This window comes from Streptomyces sp. NPDC005752, from assembly GCF_040630715.1.
Taxonomy (GTDB): Bacteria; Actinomycetota; Actinomycetes; order Streptomycetales; family Streptomycetaceae; genus Streptomyces.
On the sequence record NZ_JBEXYB010000037.1, the window covers coordinates 1 to 14,747 of the forward strand.

The window sequence follows — 14,747 nt, forward strand, 5'->3', positions numbered from 1 at the left end:
GCAGCTGACTCTTAATCAGCGGGTCCGGGGTTCGAGTCCCTGACGGCGCACAGACACCACAGTGGGCGGTCTCCTTCCAGGAGACCGCCCACTGTGCGTCGTGCCCGGGTGTTGCGCCTGTCAGAACTTCACGTCGGAGCACGCGTAGAACGCGTTGCCGGTGTCGGCGACGTTCCAGACGGCCAGGACGATGTGCTTCCCGGTCTTCTGGGTCGGCATGGAGCCCTGGTGGGTGAGGGTGGCCGGAGGCTGCTGGTTTCCGTAGGGCACCGTCATGAAGGGCTGGGATTCCAGGGCGGCCCTGGTGAGCGGCTTGGTGGAGTCCCAGCCGTTCTTGGTGATGTAGTAGCGGAAGTCACTCGTGGAGTGCCGGGCGGTGAACTGCCAGCGGAAGCTGTAGCCCTGTCCCGCGGTGACCTGGGTGGCGGGCCAGTTGCCGCCGCGCGGGTCGTCGAGCTGGGCGAACCCGCTGTTTCCGCCGGCGCAGATCTTGCCGTCCGCCGGCCCTGCCGCCGGGAAGCCCTTGGGGCCCTCGACGCTCTGCGGCTCCCACTGGATGTTGCCGCAGCCCGTGACGGTGCCGTTGGCGCAGAGCTTCTGCCGGCTGATGGGGGAATCCGTGTAGCCGTGGCTGCTGGCACTGCCGGTCGCGAACATGGAGACGCCCGCTATCGCCAGGCCGATGACTGCCGCGCTTGCCCTTTTCCGCATGCTGTGTCGCTCCTCGAGAACGTGGGGGATGTTCTGGGGATTTGCTGAGCTGTACTGCGCGCGTCGCTGTGCGGTCTAGACCAAGTCCAGATTATTGACGCGTCATGAACATGTCCAGACCAATGTGCCTCGGGTTTCGGCGAGTACTCCCGCGCGGTCGGGAGGCATCAGCTACCCTCCGATCCGCTCCGTCCGGTGTAGAAAGCCACCGTCAGATCCCTGACCAGGGCCTTGTGTTCATAGGCGTCGAGCTCGACGATGCCGCGCGCGGTCAGCCGGCCGACCGTGTCGTCCACCGCGTCGACCAGGGACGTGAGCACGCCGTCCCGGTGCTTCGCGTCGATCGCCGCAACCCGGCACCGCTGCATCGCCGCCGCGACCTCGGGGGCGTACTCGATCCCGGTCGGCTGCGCGGAGTACACCTCGATGCCCACGGGCTCGCAGTCCGCCTTCACCATCCGGGTCAGCGCGTCGCCCACCGCCTCCGCGTCGCGCAGTGTGTGGGTGTCCTCGTGGAAGGCGTCCGCGGGCAGCTGCGAGAGCACCCGCGCCAGCGCCGCCTCCACCTGGTCACGCAGGTACCGCTCGTGGTCGGCGACACCGAGCGCGGCCCGCACCGTGTCCTTCACCCGCCAGACGACGAGGACCACGGCCCGCAGGGCGGTGCCGCTCGCGTCCACGGCGCGCAGCGGCTCGCTGCGCCAGTGCCGCAGGCGTACGTCGACACGGCGGCGCCGCAGGAGCGGGGAGACCCAGAGGAGACCGGTGCGATGGACGCTGCCCCGGTAGCCGCCGAAGAGCGTCAGCACCGAGGCGTATCCGGCCCGGCCCCGGCCGAGACCGCAGAGTGCGAGCAGCAGCACGGCCGCCGTCAGCCCGAGCAGGGCCCAGGCCACGACGCCGATGCCGTCGTACGGGCGGGCCACCAGTCCGAGGCGGGCGTACACGGTGGCGGGCAGCGCGCCCTGCCACCACAGCACGGCGACCCCGGCGGCCGTTCCCACAGCCGCGGTGAACAGCGCGACCCAGCCGGGCAGTACGGGGCCGGGCCGCTCGGTGAGCCGCATGTCGGCGGGGGGCGCGGGCCGACGGGGCGCCTGCGCCCGGGGGGAGCGCGGCGGGGGTGGGCGGCGGACACCGGTCCGCCCTGCGGCGGGCGCCGCCACGGCCCCCGCGACGGTGCCGGCGGCCCCCGCGGCGGTGATGTCGGCGCCCGCCGGTCCGCGGCCCTGCCCGTCGTCACGGAAGAGCAGGTGCACGGGAATGGGCGCGGTGGTCTCCGTGCTGATGACGGGGCGCCGTCGCCCGGCACCCCACACGGCGTCCGGGTCCGCGGTCTCGGCGTCGGGCGTCGCCGGGGCGCGGTCCTCTCCGTCCGGCGCCTGAGCTCCGCCGGGCCGGAACTCCGGCTGCCCGCCCGCCGGCTCACTCCCCCGCGCGCCCCGCCGGTCCACCGGGGCGGGCCGCGCATCCGCCTCTGCGGGGGCGAACGGCATCGTGCCCGCGCAGGCGGCCGCTTCGGTGTCCGCGCCGTCGGCCACCTCCGTGTCCGCACGGGCGGACACGGGCGTGTACGCGTCCGTGGCCGCATCCCGAGGCGACCACAGCCCGGAGGCCGGATCCAGACTCGGCGGCTCGGTACCGATCACAGGCAGCGGGTCCAGGACAACCGGCTCCGAAGTGCTCACCGGCATCGGGTCCGGACCCCGGTGCACGTCCGGACCGCGGTCCGGACACGGAGCCGGAGTCTCCGGGCGGGGCGCCGGATCCAGCCCCACGACCGCGTCCGGGGCCGGCCGAACGCCCAACCCCACACCCGTGTCCGGACCGGGCCGAACGCCCGGCGCACCGCCGGTGTCCGGGGCCGGGTCGAGGTCCAGGTCCAGGTCCAGGTCCGCCGGGCCTCCGCCTGGCGCCGGGACGGCTCGGTCCGCCGCGGTCACCGCGGCCGGAGGCTGCCCCGGATCAGCCGGCACGGTTTCGTCCTCCCCAGCCGGTGGAGCCGCCCGCATCACGGCAGGCGGCTCCACCGGTGCCACGGCGGGCTGCCCCACCAAAGGGGCCGAAGGGGCCCAGGGGGCCCAAGGGGCAGCGGTGGCAGAAAGGACCGAAGCCGGTTCCAGCTCCGTCGCCGTGCTCATCGCCCCCGCCGACTCCGCGCCGGGCCCCGGCACCCCGGCGTCGTACGTCTGTGTCACCGGCGGTACTTCGCCGGACGCCTGCCCCCGCCCGTCCCCCGCACCAGGCCCGGGCAGGATCACCCGCGTGTCCCGCTCGCCCAGCTCGTCCCACTCGCCCCGTACGTTCTCCGTGGATCGCATTCCCGCCTCCGTCATGTCCGTTCCGTCGCTTCAGCCGTCATGCGAACAGCCGCCGCCATGTCTCCGGCCCCGGGTATCCGTCGGCCGCGCTCCCCCGCCAGCCCTGTGCGCGCTGGAATCCCTCGACGTTCCGGCGGTCCGCCTCCGTCCAGCGCGGGCCGGGGCCCGTCGCGTAGTGCGTGCCGTATCCCCTCTTCACCAGTTGGGCGCCCAGCTTCTGGACATGGCTGTTGGACTGCCCGGGAGCGAAGAAGCTCTTCCCCGGATATGCCGCGGCCCCGCTCGGGGAGCCGCCGGCCCCGGAGGCGGGGATCTTCCGGCCGGTTCCGCCCACCAGCAGCCGCCAGGTGTGCGGGCCGGGGACACCGTCGGCCTCCTTGCCCTTCCACCCCTGCGCGAGCTGGAAGGCCTGCGTCGCGCGCTTGTCGGCGTCGCTCCAGCGCGGTCCGGCGCCCTGCTCGTAGAACCGTTTGCCGCCCTGGGCGATGAGCAGCTGCCCGAGCCGGGTCACGTGTGCGTTGTCCGCGCCGGGACCGAACTTCCCGGCCCCAGGGAACGCGGTGGCCGAGCCGCTGCCGCTCGCGCCGCTGACGATGCCGTTGTAGCGGTAAGCGACGTACTTGGAGGAGTTGCTCCAGTACGCCATCGGCGTCGTCGCCTGCCGCGCGTTCGGGCGGGTCTGCTCGTACGCCAGGTAGTGGCTGTGCGTGTGGTCGGTCCAGCCGCCGAACACCGTGACGTGCGAACCCACCGCGGGGTCGGCCAGGTTGTGGAAGAGGAGGATGTCGCCGGGCTCCAGATCGGCCCGGGCGATCTTCGTCCCGAAGGCCGCGAGGCTGCCGGTCCACTCGTTGCTGCCGAGGTTCCAGGCCATCGACACGAATCCGGAGCAGTCCTGCCGGTAGCCGTCCGACCAGTAGGCGCCCATGTCGTAAGGGACCTTCGCCGTCACCCACTTCTTCGCGCGGGTGATGATCTCGGTCCTGGTCGTCGTGCGCTGCGCCGTACCCGGTGCGGAGGGCGGACCCGAGGTTCCGCTGCTGTTCAGGGGCCCCACCGGGCCCTGTGGGGTGACCGGCTGGGGGTCGGCCTCGGCTCCGGCGCGGGCCTCGCGTCCGACGGTGGTGGCGGCGGCCCCGCCGGCACCACAGGACAGGACCACCCCCGCCGCGGTGACCAGCACCAGCGCCCGCCGCGCACCGTGCGCGGCGGGGTGCCCGCCCAGACGCACGGGCAGCGTGGCGGCCGTACGGCGGCGTTGCGCGCAGCCAGGACAGCCACAGTCGGCGGTGGGTTCGTACTCCTCGAAGACCGGCACAGTCATGCGACTCCTCTTCCTTTCGACAATCGCCCAAATCTTCTATATTTCTTCTTTCCTGGCATATCTCATGGTGACGGACTAAAGGGAAAAAACGACCATCCGACAGGCCGGGCGGGAGAGGAATTGGTCGGGAGCACTCCGCCGCATCGGGTAAAGTTCTCCAGGTCAGCAGGCGCCGTTAGCTCAGTTGGTTAGAGCAGCTGACTCTTAATCAGCGGGTCCGGGGTTCGAGTCCCTGACGGCGCACGCAACAGCGAGGCCCCCTCACCCATGGTGAGGGGGCCTCGCTCATGTCCCCCGGATGCGGGAAGCACCCCTGGGGACCACGCTGACGCGGGCACAGGTATGACTCACTCAGAGTCCTGCGTGCGGAGGGACGACCAGGACGTCGACGCCGTCGGGCGACCGGCAGAACAACGGCGCTTCCGCATGGATCCGGACATCCTGCCGGAAAACCTCCGGACGCCACGCGCCGTCGCTCTACAGTGTCCTGTCGGTACGAACCACCCGCGGCCTCCCGCGTCGTGTCCGGGCCACTCCCGCGGCCCGGACACCGCGGTGGAGGACCGGCCCGGCCGGCGGCTCCGAGGAGGAGCCGGCGCCGACCGGGCCGGGTCGTCCCGCCCAGGGCGTTTCGGCGGATCCGCGCGCCGTTCCTCACGGCGCCGCGCATCCCGTTCCCTATGTGCTCCGGTCGGCGCTCTTCTCCGCCGTCAGGTACGCGGACACGACGACATTGGCCGTGTACGCGTGCGACTCCTGGTCGTACGTGCCGCCGCAGGTGATCAGCCGGAGCTCGGCCCGCCCGTCCTCGCGCGGCCCGTACGCCTTCTGTGCGTCGAAGCGTTCCCGGGTGAAGACCTGGACGTCGTCGATGGTGAATTCGGCGACCTTGCCGTCGGACCGGCTCACCCGGATCTTCTCGCCGGGCCTGGCGGCGCTGAGCCCGTAGAACACGGCGGGTTTCGTCTCGGTGTCGACATGGCCGACGAAGAGCGCGGCTCCCTCCGTGCCCGGTTCGGTGCCCTCGGCGTACCAGCCGACGGCGCCCGGCGTCTCGAAGGGCGGGGGCTCGATCGCCCCGTCGTCGTCGAGTCCGCGTCGTACGACGGTCGCGTCGACCCCGGCGGACGGGAGCTCGACCCGTTGCGGCGCGGCGCCGTCGAGCGGATCGTGGGCCGGGGGCAGCGGCACGCCGAGGGGGCGGCCGACCGCAGCTACGTCACCGGTCGTCGGGGCGGAGTTGCCGGCGGTGGCGGCACGGCCCCACAGCCAGAGACCCAGCAGGAGGACGGCCCAGGCGACGCCGGTCAGCAGGCGCCCTGTTCCGGCGGAACGGTCCGGGGTGGACATGTCAGTGCTGCGCCGGACGGCGGCGGCGTGCGCTGCGGAGCGCGACGGCGAATGCCGCGACGGCGCCCAGCCCGAGGCCGATCACCGCGTGCCGGGTGCCGGGGCCCTCGTCGGCCGCGGTCTCCTGGGCGAGCACCGCGGTGCCACCGCCGCCGGCCCGCACGGGGGCGACGGGTGAGGGGCGGCCGTGGTGGACGACGGTGACCGTGCCGGTGGCCTTGCCGTGGCCGTCCTTGCAGGTCACCCAGACCTCGTAGTCGTCGGGTGCGGCGTCGGAGCGGATCCGGGCCTCGGCGACGAGCTCCTTGCCGCCCCCCGGCTCGAAGCGCGCTTCGGAGACGAACGCCTCGGAGTTCCCCCGGGCCGACCTGCCCTTGCCGCAGACGTCGACCCGGAGCTCCACCTCCCCGCCGGGGGAGACACGGGACGGACTGACCGAGACCGTTCCGGAACGCTTCTCGTCCCTGGGTTCGTCGGCCGCGGGGGCGGCCAGTGCGGCGGACGCGGGCAGGGCTATCGTCCCGGCCACCAGGGCGGCACAGAAAGTGAGGGGCAGTGAACGCATCGTAAACCTCCTGAGGGAAGGTTCACGCGTCGGGCGGCGGCCCGCATCCGCTGTAGCCCGGTCGGGTTACGGGGTGGGCAGGTCGACCAGGTCGACGAGGTCCGCGATCGAGTCGACGACCGTGGAGGGCCGGAAGGGGTAGCGGTCCATGTCGACCTCCGTGGTCAGGCCGGTGAGGACCAGGAAGGTCTGCATGCCCGCCTCCAGACCGGCGAGCACGTCGGTGTCCATCCGGTCACCGATCATGGCGGAGGTCTCGGAGTGGGCGCCGATGGCGTTGAGCCCGGTCCGCATCATCAGCGGGTTGGGCTTGCCCGCGAAGTACGGCGCCTTGCCGGTGGCCTTGGTGATCAGCGCGGCGACCGAGCCGGTCGCGGGGAGCGGGCCCTCGGCGGACGGGCCGGTCTCGTCCGGGTTGGTGCAGATGAAGCGGGCGCCGCCGTTGATCAGCCGGATCGCCTTGGTGAGCGCCTCGAAGCTGTACGTCCGGGTTTCCCCCAGGACTACGTAATCGGGCTCGTGGTCGGTCAGTACGTAGCCGATGTCGTGGAGCGCGGTGGTGAGCCCCGCCTCGCCGATCACGTACGCCGTGCCGCGCGGCCGCTGGTCGTCCAGGAACTGGGCGGTGGCCAGGGCGGAGGTCCAGATGTTCTCCACGGGCACGTCCAGCCCCATGCGCTTGAGGCGCGCGTGCAGGTCACGAGCGGTGTAGATGGAGTTGTTCGTGAGGACGAGGAAGGGCAGTCCGGAATCCCGCAGTCGCTTGATGAAGGCGTCGGCCCCGGGGATCGGCGTGCCCTCGTGGATGAGGACGCCGTCCATGTCGGTCAGCCAGGATTCGATCGGCTTGCGCTCTGCCATGTGACGGGCTCCTGCCGTACGCACTGTGCACTCGAGGTGCTGGACGCCGGCGGCACCGCGTTGTGCAGCGCCGACGCCCCGATATTAGGCCGCCCCCTCCGCCGGACGGAACCGGCTGATCACGGGGAGCCGCCGTACCGGATCAGCGGCCGCCTCCGCGCAGCCGCCTGGCGTGGACCATGGCGGCGGCTCCGGCGAGGACGAGCGCCCCGGACGCCAGGCCCGCCCAGCGTGCGCGGGCCCGGCCGGTGCGGGCGAGTTCGGAGGTGTGGCCGCCGTCCGCCTCCGCCGCGCTCCCGGTGTCCTCGGGTGCCTCGATGCCGCCCTCGACGACGGCGAAGGAGTAGGCGGCGGATTCGCCGACCCAGTCGCCGTCGGCGGCGCTGCCGGCCTGCCCGGCACCCTCCTGGACGGCGCGGCGCTGGACGATGGCGGCGTGGGCGGTGACCTTCCCCGGCCGGGTGTCGGAGGTGAACGCCATCCGGACCTCGACGGTGACCGTCTTCTTCGCGGGGACGGTGAAGCCGGGGAAGTCGTCACCCTGCTCCCCGCTGCCGAAGACGCCGATCTGCTCGTCGCGGTCGGTGGACTCCCAGCTCACCCGGTGTTCCTCGTCGGGGTGGGCCCGCTCGGTGAACTCCAGTTGGATCTGTTCGGCCGTGAGCGTCCGGTCCTCGTCGGCGAGGACCAGGACGGGGTGGATGGAGCGGCACGACCCGGAGGTGGTGTTGGTGAGGTCGAGGTACCAGGTCCCGTAGCCGCCGCCGGAGGCGTAGGTGTCGGGGCCGCCGTGGATCCGGGTCTCGATGGGGAAGTCCTCGCCGTCCGGATCACCGCAGGCGGGGAGCTCCGGGCCGGCGGCAGCTGCCGCGATGCCGGTCACGGCGGGGGCGGTGACCGGGATGGCGATGGCGGCCGGGGCGCCGAGGAGGCCGGCCGGGACGACCAGTCCGGCGGCCAGTCCGAGGCGGGTCAGGGCGCGGCCGTCGCGCAGTCGTGCGGGGGGTCTGGCGGACATGGGGTCACCCTTCGCTGCTCGCGAACGGCCGGGGCGAACGACCGGGGCGCGGTGGCGTCGGCGGGAGCGGCGACGCCGCCACGCGCGGCCGGCCGTACGGCCGTGGCAGTACGTTTCGGTCGGCGACGCTGCCACGCGCCCGCCGGGGGCCGCCACCCGTCGGCGGCCCGGACCGGCCGTTCGGGCGTCCTAATCCGCCCGAACGGCCTTGTCCGGCGGGCCGGCCGGTGCCCCGTCCCGTTCGCCGCCGTCCTCGCCCGCCCGGCCGAAGAGCGGGGCGAGGACCAGTTGGGCCGCTCCCTCGGCGACGGGGCGGTCGCCTCCGCCGGCCACGGTGACGGGTACGGAGGCGGTGACGCCCTCCCGGCGGGCGCGCTCCTCGATGACGGCCCGGACGCCGCTCACGTAGGCACCCTCGTGGGCGGCGACGGTACGGCCGCCGAGGACGACCCGGTCGATGTCGAGCAGCCCGACGAGGTTGGCGGCACCCGCACCGAGGACCCTGGCCGCCTCGGGGATGTCGCCGCGGGCGACGGCGGTCAGGCACAGCGCCTCGATGCAGCCGCGCCCTCCGCAGTCGCACGGGGGGCCGTCGAGCTGGAGGGTCTGGTGTCCGAACTCTCCGGCGCCGGTACGGGCCCCGCGGTGCAGGACCCCACCGAGGACGAGCCCGGCGCCGAGGCCGGTGCCCAGGTGGAGGTAGACGAAGTCGGTCCCGGCGCGTTCCCGCAGTGCGAGGCCGAGGGCGGCGGCGTTGGTGTCCTTGTCCACGACGACCGGCAGCCCGGTGCGCTCGGCGAGGGCGTCGCGCAGCGGGTAGCCGTCCCAGCGGGGGAAGCCGGTGACCCGGTGCAGCACTCCGCTGCGGTGGTCCAGTGGGCCGGGCAGGGCCGCGCCCACACCGAATACCCGCCGGGCTGCGGTCCGGGGGGCATCGGGTGCGTCCGCCCGTACCGTCCGCACCGCGTGGGCGGCCGTGGCGAGGACCTCGGCGGCCGGGGCTCCGAGGTCGAGCGGGAAGGTGCGGGTCGCGACGGTGGTGCCGGCGAGATCGGCGAGGACGGCCGTGAGTTCGTCACGGTCCAGGTGGAGCCCGACGGCGTATCCGGCGTCCGGGACGAGCCGCAGGACGGTGCGGGGCTTGCCGCCGGTGGAGGCGAGCCGGCCGGCTTCGGCGGCGAGGCCCTCCGTGCGGAGCCTGGCGGTGATCTTGCTGACGGCCTGCGGGGTGAGCCCCGTGCGCTCGGCGAGCTCCAGCCGGCTGATGCCCTGCTCACCGGCCACGCGCAGCAGGTCGAGGACGAGCGACGCGTTGTGGTGGCGCAGGGTCGGCATGTTGGCCCCGCCGCTCCTGCTGCTGCTCCTGTTCACCTGCTGCTCCTGTTCACGGCTCCATTGTCCCCATCGCTTGCACTTTGGCAACAGCGTTGCTTAAGTGGTTGGCATGACTGCCAACGCTCCTCTCCGCGTCGGGCTCGTCGGCTACGGCCTGGCGGGTTCCGTCTTCCACGCCCCGCTGGTCTCCGCGACCGAGGGCCTTGTCCTCGACACGGTCGTCACGTCGAACGAGGAGCGTCAGGCGCAGGCCCGCGCGGAGTTCCCCGGCGTGCGGTTCGCGGCCTCGCCGGAAGAGCTGTGGCCGCGCGCGGACGAGCTGGACCTCGTCGTGATCGCCTCGCCGAACAAGACCCATGTCCCGCTCGCGAGGGCGGCCCTGGAGGCGGGGCTGCCGGTGGTGGTGGACAAGCCGCTCGCCGGTACGGCCGCCGAGGCCCGTGAGCTGGCCGCGCTGGCCGCGGAGCGGGGGCTGCTGCTCTCCGTGTTCCAGAACCGCCGCTGGGACAACGACTTCCTCACGCTGGCCGGTCTGATCGAGGACGGTGAGCTCGGCGAGGTGCAGCGTTTCGAGTCCCGCTTCGAGCGGTGGCGTCCGCAGCTGAAGGGCGGCTGGCGCGAGTCGGGTGACCCGGAGGAGATCGGCGGGCTGCTGTTCGACCTGGGCAGCCATGTCGTCGACCAGGCGCTCACCCTGTTCGGGCCGGCGGTGCAGGTGTACGCGGAGTCCGACGTACGCCGCCCGGGTGCGGCGGCCGACGACGACACGTTCATCGCGGTCACCCACGCCAACGGGGTGCGCTCGCACCTGTACGCGAGCGCCACCACGGCGCAGCTCGGCCCGCGCTTCAGGGTGCTCGGTTCGAAGGCGGGCTACGTGAAGTACGGCCTGGACCCACAGGAGGCCGCCCTGCGTGAGGGGGCGCGTCCGACGGCGGGCGAGCCGTGGGGCGTGGAGCCGGAGGAGCTGTGGGGCCGGATCGGTTCCGGGGAGTCCCCGCTGACCGGCGGCGGCGATCCGGTCCGCACGCTCCCGGGCGACTATCCCGCGTACTACGCCGCCGTGGCCGCCGCGCTGCGCGGCGGGGGCGGCAACCCGGTGACGGCGCTGCAGGCCGCCGCCGCGCTGGACGTCCTGGAAGCGGCGCGGCGCTCGGCCCGTGAGGGCGTGTCCGTGACCCTTCTTCCCCACCACGACGAGGAGCAGCACGCATGAGCCCCGACGCTCCGACCATCTCCGAGCTGATCGCGCAGGAGCGGCGTCTGACGCTGCCGCGTTTCGGCTACGACGAGGCCTACGCGCTGGGCGGCCTGCTGGTCGCACTGGCCCGTGAACGGCACGCGCCGGTCGCGATCGACATCCGGCGGGGCGGCCAGCAGCTGTTCCACGCCGCACTGCCGGGTTCGAGCGCGGACAACGACGCCTGGATCGACCGCAAGCGGAAGGTGGTGGAGCGGTACGGGGAGAGCTCCTACCTGGTCGGTACGCGCTTCCGGGCGAAGGGCACCACGTTCGAGCAGTCCTCGCGGCTGGACCCGGACACGTACGCCGCGCACGGCGGTTCGTTCCCGATCGCCGTGGAGGGTGCCGGGGTGATCGGCTCGGTGACGGTCTCGGGGCTGCCGCAGGCCGAGGACCACGCGCTGGTGGTGGAGGCGCTGGAGCAGTTCACGGCGCGGCCCCGGGACTGAGTCCGGGTGTACCGCGAACGGCCGCCGGGGCGCCCCGGCGGCCGTTCGCACAGGCGCGCCGCGGCGCCCGGGGGGCGTGCTCTACGCGCCCTTGAGTTCCTGGCGCTGCCGTCCCAGCCCCTCCACTTCCAGTTCCACCACGTCTCCGGCCCGGAGGTACGGCTTCGGCTCGGGCCGGCCCATGGCCACCCCGGCGGGGGTGCCCGTGTTGACGATGTCGCCCGGGTAGAGCGTCATGAAGTGGCTCAGGTAGCGCACGACCTCGCCGACCGAGAAGATCTGGTCGGCCGTCGTGCCGTTCTGCTTCAGTTCCCCGTTGACCCACAGCCTCAGGGGCAGCGCCTGCGGGTCGGGCACCTCGTCCGCCGTGACGAGCCAGGGCCCCAGCGGGTTGAACGTCTCGCAGTTCTTGCCCTTGTCCCAGGTACCGCCGCGCTCGATCTGGAACTCCCGCTCGGAGACGTCGTGCGCGGTCGCGTATCCGGCGACGTGCCCGATCGCCTGCTCGGCGGAGTCCAGGTAGCGGGCGGTACGGCCGATCACGACCGCGAGCTCGACCTCCCAGTCGGTCTTCCGGCTGCCGCGCGGCACGAGGACCGTGTCCTCGGGCCCCACGACGGTGTCGGGGGCCTTGAAGAACAGGATCGGCTCGTCCGGGATCGCGGCCCCGGTCTCTGCGGCGTGGTCGTGGTAGTTCAGCCCGATGCACACGATCTTGCCGATCCGCCCGACGGGCGGCCCGATGCGGAGGCCGTTCGCGTCGAGCGGGGGCAGGACGTCGGGCGTCTGGGCCGCCTCGCGCACGCGGGCCAGGGCCGAGGCGTCGGCGAGGAGATCGCCGTCGATGTCGGTGACGAGGCCCGAAAGGTCACGCAAGGTCCCGTTACGGTCAAGGAGTGCGGGGCGTTCCGAGCCCGCCGTACCCACACGAAGAAGCTTCAACGGTCCATCTCTCCTTGGTCGAGATCGAGCCCGTCGGTGGGTTGCGGCCAGCGAAAGGCTTGGTCGATCCTCCAAGACATCGGATCACTCCGCAAGACCCTGTTCACACACTGGACCCGGACCTGTTCACCGCCGGCGTCGCGCCGCTCAGACCGCGGGGGCGACAGCCGCCTCGGTCGCCGGGGTCTCGCGGTAGAGGTAAGCGCGCTCGACGGCCGTCCAGGTGGTGCTCGTGACGATGTACAGGGCCGCTGCGAGCGGCACGAAGGCCACGGAGAAGAGCGTGAGGAAGGACATCAGCGGCATGACCTTCGTCATCGCGCCCATGCCCGGCACGGGCTGTCCGTCCGGGCCGGTGGCCGGCGTGACCGGGTTCGCGGCCATCTGCCTCTTGGTGCGGCCGTAGTTGAAGGTGGCGACGGCGGCGACGATCACGAAGAGCGCGAGGTAGACGAGCCCCTGTCCGCCGAAGGGGCCGCCGTCGGCCAGCGCGTCGTGCCAGCGCTCGCCGAGCGGGGCGCCGAAGAGCTCGTGGCCGAGCAGCGAGTTCGGGTCGCCGCCGATCCTCTGGCTGGAGAAGAGGTGGTAGAGCAGGAAGAAGGCGGGCATCTGGAGCAGGCTCGGCAGGCAGCCGGAGAGGGGTGAGACCTTCTCCTTCGCGTGGAGCTCCATGAGCGCCTTCTGCATCCGGTCGGGGTTCTTGGAGTGCTTCCTGCGCAGTTCGGCGATCTGCGGCTGGAGCTTGGTGCGGGCCTTCTGCCCCCGTGCCGCCGCGCGTGAGAGGGGGTGGACGGCGAGGCGCACGAGGGCGGTGAAGAGGACGATCGCGGCGGCGGTGGACGCGTTCTGGAAGAGGGGCTGGAGCAGGTCGGCGAATGCGCCGACCAGGCTCGCGAAAGCGGACATGAATGCGGACATGGGTGAGCCCTCCGGGGGTCTCGTCGTGCCGGGGAGTGGAACTCGGCAGGACGGCCCGCGCGGAAGGGTCGTGGAAGGTGCGCCCTCTACGCGGCCGTCAGGAGGGCGGTCCCGGGCGCTCGGGGCCTGGTGCGTCCCCGGGCGTCGGGGTCCCGTTGCGGGAGGAACGCGGTGCGCTTCTCCCGGTCGCGCATGGCGGTGCGCACTCTCGTACGGGGTACGGGGGCGGCGCAGCGGGCGCTGATCACGGAGCAGAGGAGGAGCGTCGAGCCGGCGGCCGCGGTGGCCGCGAGGGCGACGGCGGCCGAGAGGCTGCCGTCCTCGGCGAGGAGGACCTCGGTGAGGAACAGGACGACGAGGGCGGTGGAGCGGAAGAGACGGACGACCGCACGGCGCACACGGTTCATGTCGTCGTTCACCAGCCCTCCCCCTTCGTTCCGAGTCGTTCCGCGCCCGGTCGTGTCCTTCAGCCGTTATACACGATCGGCCTCCGGCGACCGGCGGAGCCGAGGGGCGGGCGGCTCACGGCTGCCGGGCCCCTCCCCCTGCGGGGCCGTTCCCCGGCGGGCCTTCCCGCGGAGCCGTCCCGGCCGGAGCGCCGAGTGTTCTTCCCGCCGCCCTCCGGCCTTCACCAGCGCTCCGGCACGCACCCTCTCACCTCACGCCCGTCCCGCAGTACCGTGTGGCCATGCGCCCCGACACGCCTGCAGACCACACCACCGAAGCCGAGCGCCTGCTGCGCACCGCGGCGCAGTATCCCGAGGACCGCGAGCCGCTGTTCCTCCAGGCCGCGGCCCATCTGGAGCTCGCCGGTGAGCGCGCCCGCGCGACCACCCTCTATGACGAACTGCTCGTTTCCACCGACATCACCATCGAGCATCCGCATCTGGTCAAAGCACTCAAGGCATCCAACCTGTGGGAGTACGGCCACGAGGCGGAGGCCCGCGCGATCATCGACGGCATCCGTACCGCCGGCCCGCTCGACGCGGCCCCGTGGGAGATCGCCGCGGAGACGCTCGAAGCGCACGACGAGCTGGAGGCGGCCCACGACTTCTTCTCGACCGCGCTGACGCTGCTCCTCGCCCCGGGCGAGGAAGTCCCGTACGCCACCCAGTCGCTGCTGGTCGGGCGGCACCGGGTGCGCAGGCTGATGGGTGTCGCCCATGACGCGTGGGACGAGCTGACCGACGCGCTGCACACGGCCGCCGTCCCCCTCGACGAGCTGCACGACCCCAAGCGCCTGTGGGCCCTCGGCTCCTCGGACCCGGGCGAGCTGCGGGCGGAGATCAACCGGCTCCGCGCCGAGCTGGGCACCTACCGCAGTGCGTTGTCCCGCCCGTTCCCCGTCGCGGTGCTGCACTGGCCCGGGGACGAGCTGCGCGAGCTCCTCAGCGCCTACCCGGAGCTGGCCCAGGAGTACGTCTCGCACGAGGACCACCTGGCGCGGCTCGAGGCGGCGTTGCGGGATCTGCATGCCACGGGTACGCCGAATCTCGGCATCGTGACGGGCACGGTCCCCTCCTACGAGGCGTTCGCCGCGTCGGAGGCCGCGTCCCCGTCCGACCCCGACCTGCTCCCCCAGTACGCCACGACGCTGGCGGCCCGCGGCCGCGCCGTCCCGTGGCCCCCGGCGCGCAGCGCGGCGTGCTGGTGCGGCTCGGGGCGTTCGTACCGCGAGTGCCACGGGGCGGCCTGAGGGGCGGCCCGCTC

General features: G+C 73.0%; 14 protein-coding genes and 1 tRNA gene. 4 read left to right on the forward strand and 11 right to left on the reverse strand.

The window, feature by feature from the left end:
- Positions 1 to 120: 120 nt before the first annotated feature.
- The 3 genes from ABZ441_RS26810 to ABZ441_RS26820 all read right to left on the reverse strand — a co-directional run bounded on the left by ABZ441_RS26810 (position 121) and on the right by ABZ441_RS26820 (position 4,356).
- Positions 121 to 711 carry a lytic polysaccharide monooxygenase auxiliary activity family 9 protein gene (locus ABZ441_RS26810; protein ID WP_358978687.1) on the reverse strand — a complete coding sequence of 197 codons (591 nt, stop codon included), beginning with the start codon at positions 709 to 711 and terminating at the stop codon, positions 121 to 123.
- Between the two features lie 167 nt (positions 712 to 878).
- Complete coding sequence (locus ABZ441_RS26815; RefSeq protein WP_358978689.1) at positions 879 to 3,032, reverse strand: SPFH domain-containing protein; 2,154 nt, start codon at positions 3,030 to 3,032, stop codon at positions 879 to 881.
- Positions 3,033 to 3,069: 37 nt separating this feature from the next.
- Complete coding sequence (locus ABZ441_RS26820) at positions 3,070 to 4,356, reverse strand: peptidoglycan-binding protein (RefSeq protein WP_358978692.1); 1,287 nt, start codon at positions 4,354 to 4,356, stop codon at positions 3,070 to 3,072.
- A gap of 169 nt (positions 4,357 to 4,525) precedes the next feature.
- On the opposite strand from ABZ441_RS26820, the gene ABZ441_RS26825 reads away from it, so the two are divergent.
- A tRNA-Lys gene (locus ABZ441_RS26825) sits at positions 4,526 to 4,599 on the forward strand.
- Positions 4,600 to 5,034: 435 nt separating this feature from the next.
- Here the strand turns inward: ABZ441_RS26825 and ABZ441_RS26830 are convergent.
- The 5 genes from ABZ441_RS26830 to ABZ441_RS26850 form a co-directional block, all read right to left on the reverse strand.
- A complete protein-coding gene (locus ABZ441_RS26830; protein WP_358978694.1) occupies positions 5,035 to 5,706 on the reverse strand; it encodes a class F sortase in 672 nt (223 codons plus the stop codon).
- A 1-nt stretch (position 5,707) separates the two neighbouring features.
- Positions 5,708 to 6,271, reverse strand: a complete 564-nt coding sequence (locus tag ABZ441_RS26835; protein ID WP_358978696.1) for a hypothetical protein — start codon at positions 6,269 to 6,271, stop codon at positions 5,708 to 5,710.
- Between the two features lie 66 nt (positions 6,272 to 6,337).
- Complete coding sequence (locus ABZ441_RS26840) at positions 6,338 to 7,132, reverse strand: HAD-IIA family hydrolase (RefSeq protein WP_205020142.1); 795 nt, start codon at positions 7,130 to 7,132, stop codon at positions 6,338 to 6,340.
- A 142-nt stretch (positions 7,133 to 7,274) separates the two neighbouring features.
- A complete protein-coding gene (locus tag ABZ441_RS26845; protein WP_358978699.1) occupies positions 7,275 to 8,150 on the reverse strand; it encodes a hypothetical protein in 876 nt (291 codons plus the stop codon).
- Positions 8,151 to 8,339: 189 nt separating this feature from the next.
- A complete protein-coding gene (locus tag ABZ441_RS26850) occupies positions 8,340 to 9,485 on the reverse strand; it encodes an ROK family transcriptional regulator (RefSeq protein WP_358978822.1) in 1,146 nt (381 codons plus the stop codon).
- A gap of 109 nt (positions 9,486 to 9,594) precedes the next feature.
- Here ABZ441_RS26850 and ABZ441_RS26855 point away from each other — a divergent pair, with 109 nt between their 5' ends.
- Both ABZ441_RS26855 and ABZ441_RS26860 read left to right on the forward strand, forming a co-directional pair.
- Positions 9,595 to 10,701, forward strand: a complete 1,107-nt coding sequence (locus ABZ441_RS26855; RefSeq protein WP_358978701.1) for a Gfo/Idh/MocA family oxidoreductase — start codon at positions 9,595 to 9,597, stop codon at positions 10,699 to 10,701.
- A complete protein-coding gene (locus ABZ441_RS26860) occupies positions 10,698 to 11,177 on the forward strand; it encodes a heme-degrading domain-containing protein (protein WP_358978703.1) in 480 nt (159 codons plus the stop codon). Before ABZ441_RS26855 ends, ABZ441_RS26860 begins: the two co-directional genes overlap by 4 nt.
- Positions 11,178 to 11,258: 81 nt before the next feature.
- Here ABZ441_RS26860 and ABZ441_RS26865 read toward each other — a convergent pair whose 3' ends face one another.
- From ABZ441_RS26865 to ABZ441_RS26875, 3 genes are all read right to left on the reverse strand, one after another.
- On the reverse strand, positions 11,259 to 12,119 hold the full coding sequence (locus ABZ441_RS26865; RefSeq protein ID WP_358978705.1) for a fumarylacetoacetate hydrolase family protein: 861 nt from the start codon (positions 12,117 to 12,119) through the stop codon (positions 11,259 to 11,261).
- Positions 12,120 to 12,266: 147 nt separating this feature from the next.
- A complete protein-coding gene (locus ABZ441_RS26870; RefSeq protein WP_358978707.1) occupies positions 12,267 to 13,037 on the reverse strand; it encodes a YidC/Oxa1 family membrane protein insertase in 771 nt (256 codons plus the stop codon).
- Positions 13,038 to 13,123: 86 nt separating this feature from the next.
- Positions 13,124 to 13,444 carry a DUF6412 domain-containing protein gene (locus ABZ441_RS26875; RefSeq protein ID WP_358978825.1) on the reverse strand — a complete coding sequence of 107 codons (321 nt, stop codon included), beginning with the start codon at positions 13,442 to 13,444 and terminating at the stop codon, positions 13,124 to 13,126.
- Between the two features lie 281 nt (positions 13,445 to 13,725).
- Here ABZ441_RS26875 and ABZ441_RS26880 point away from each other — a divergent pair, with 281 nt between their 5' ends.
- Positions 13,726 to 14,733, forward strand: coding sequence for an SEC-C domain-containing protein (locus ABZ441_RS26880; protein ID WP_205020135.1), 1,008 nt, complete (start codon positions 13,726 to 13,728; stop codon positions 14,731 to 14,733).
- The last annotated feature ends 14 nt before the right edge of the window (positions 14,734 to 14,747 follow it).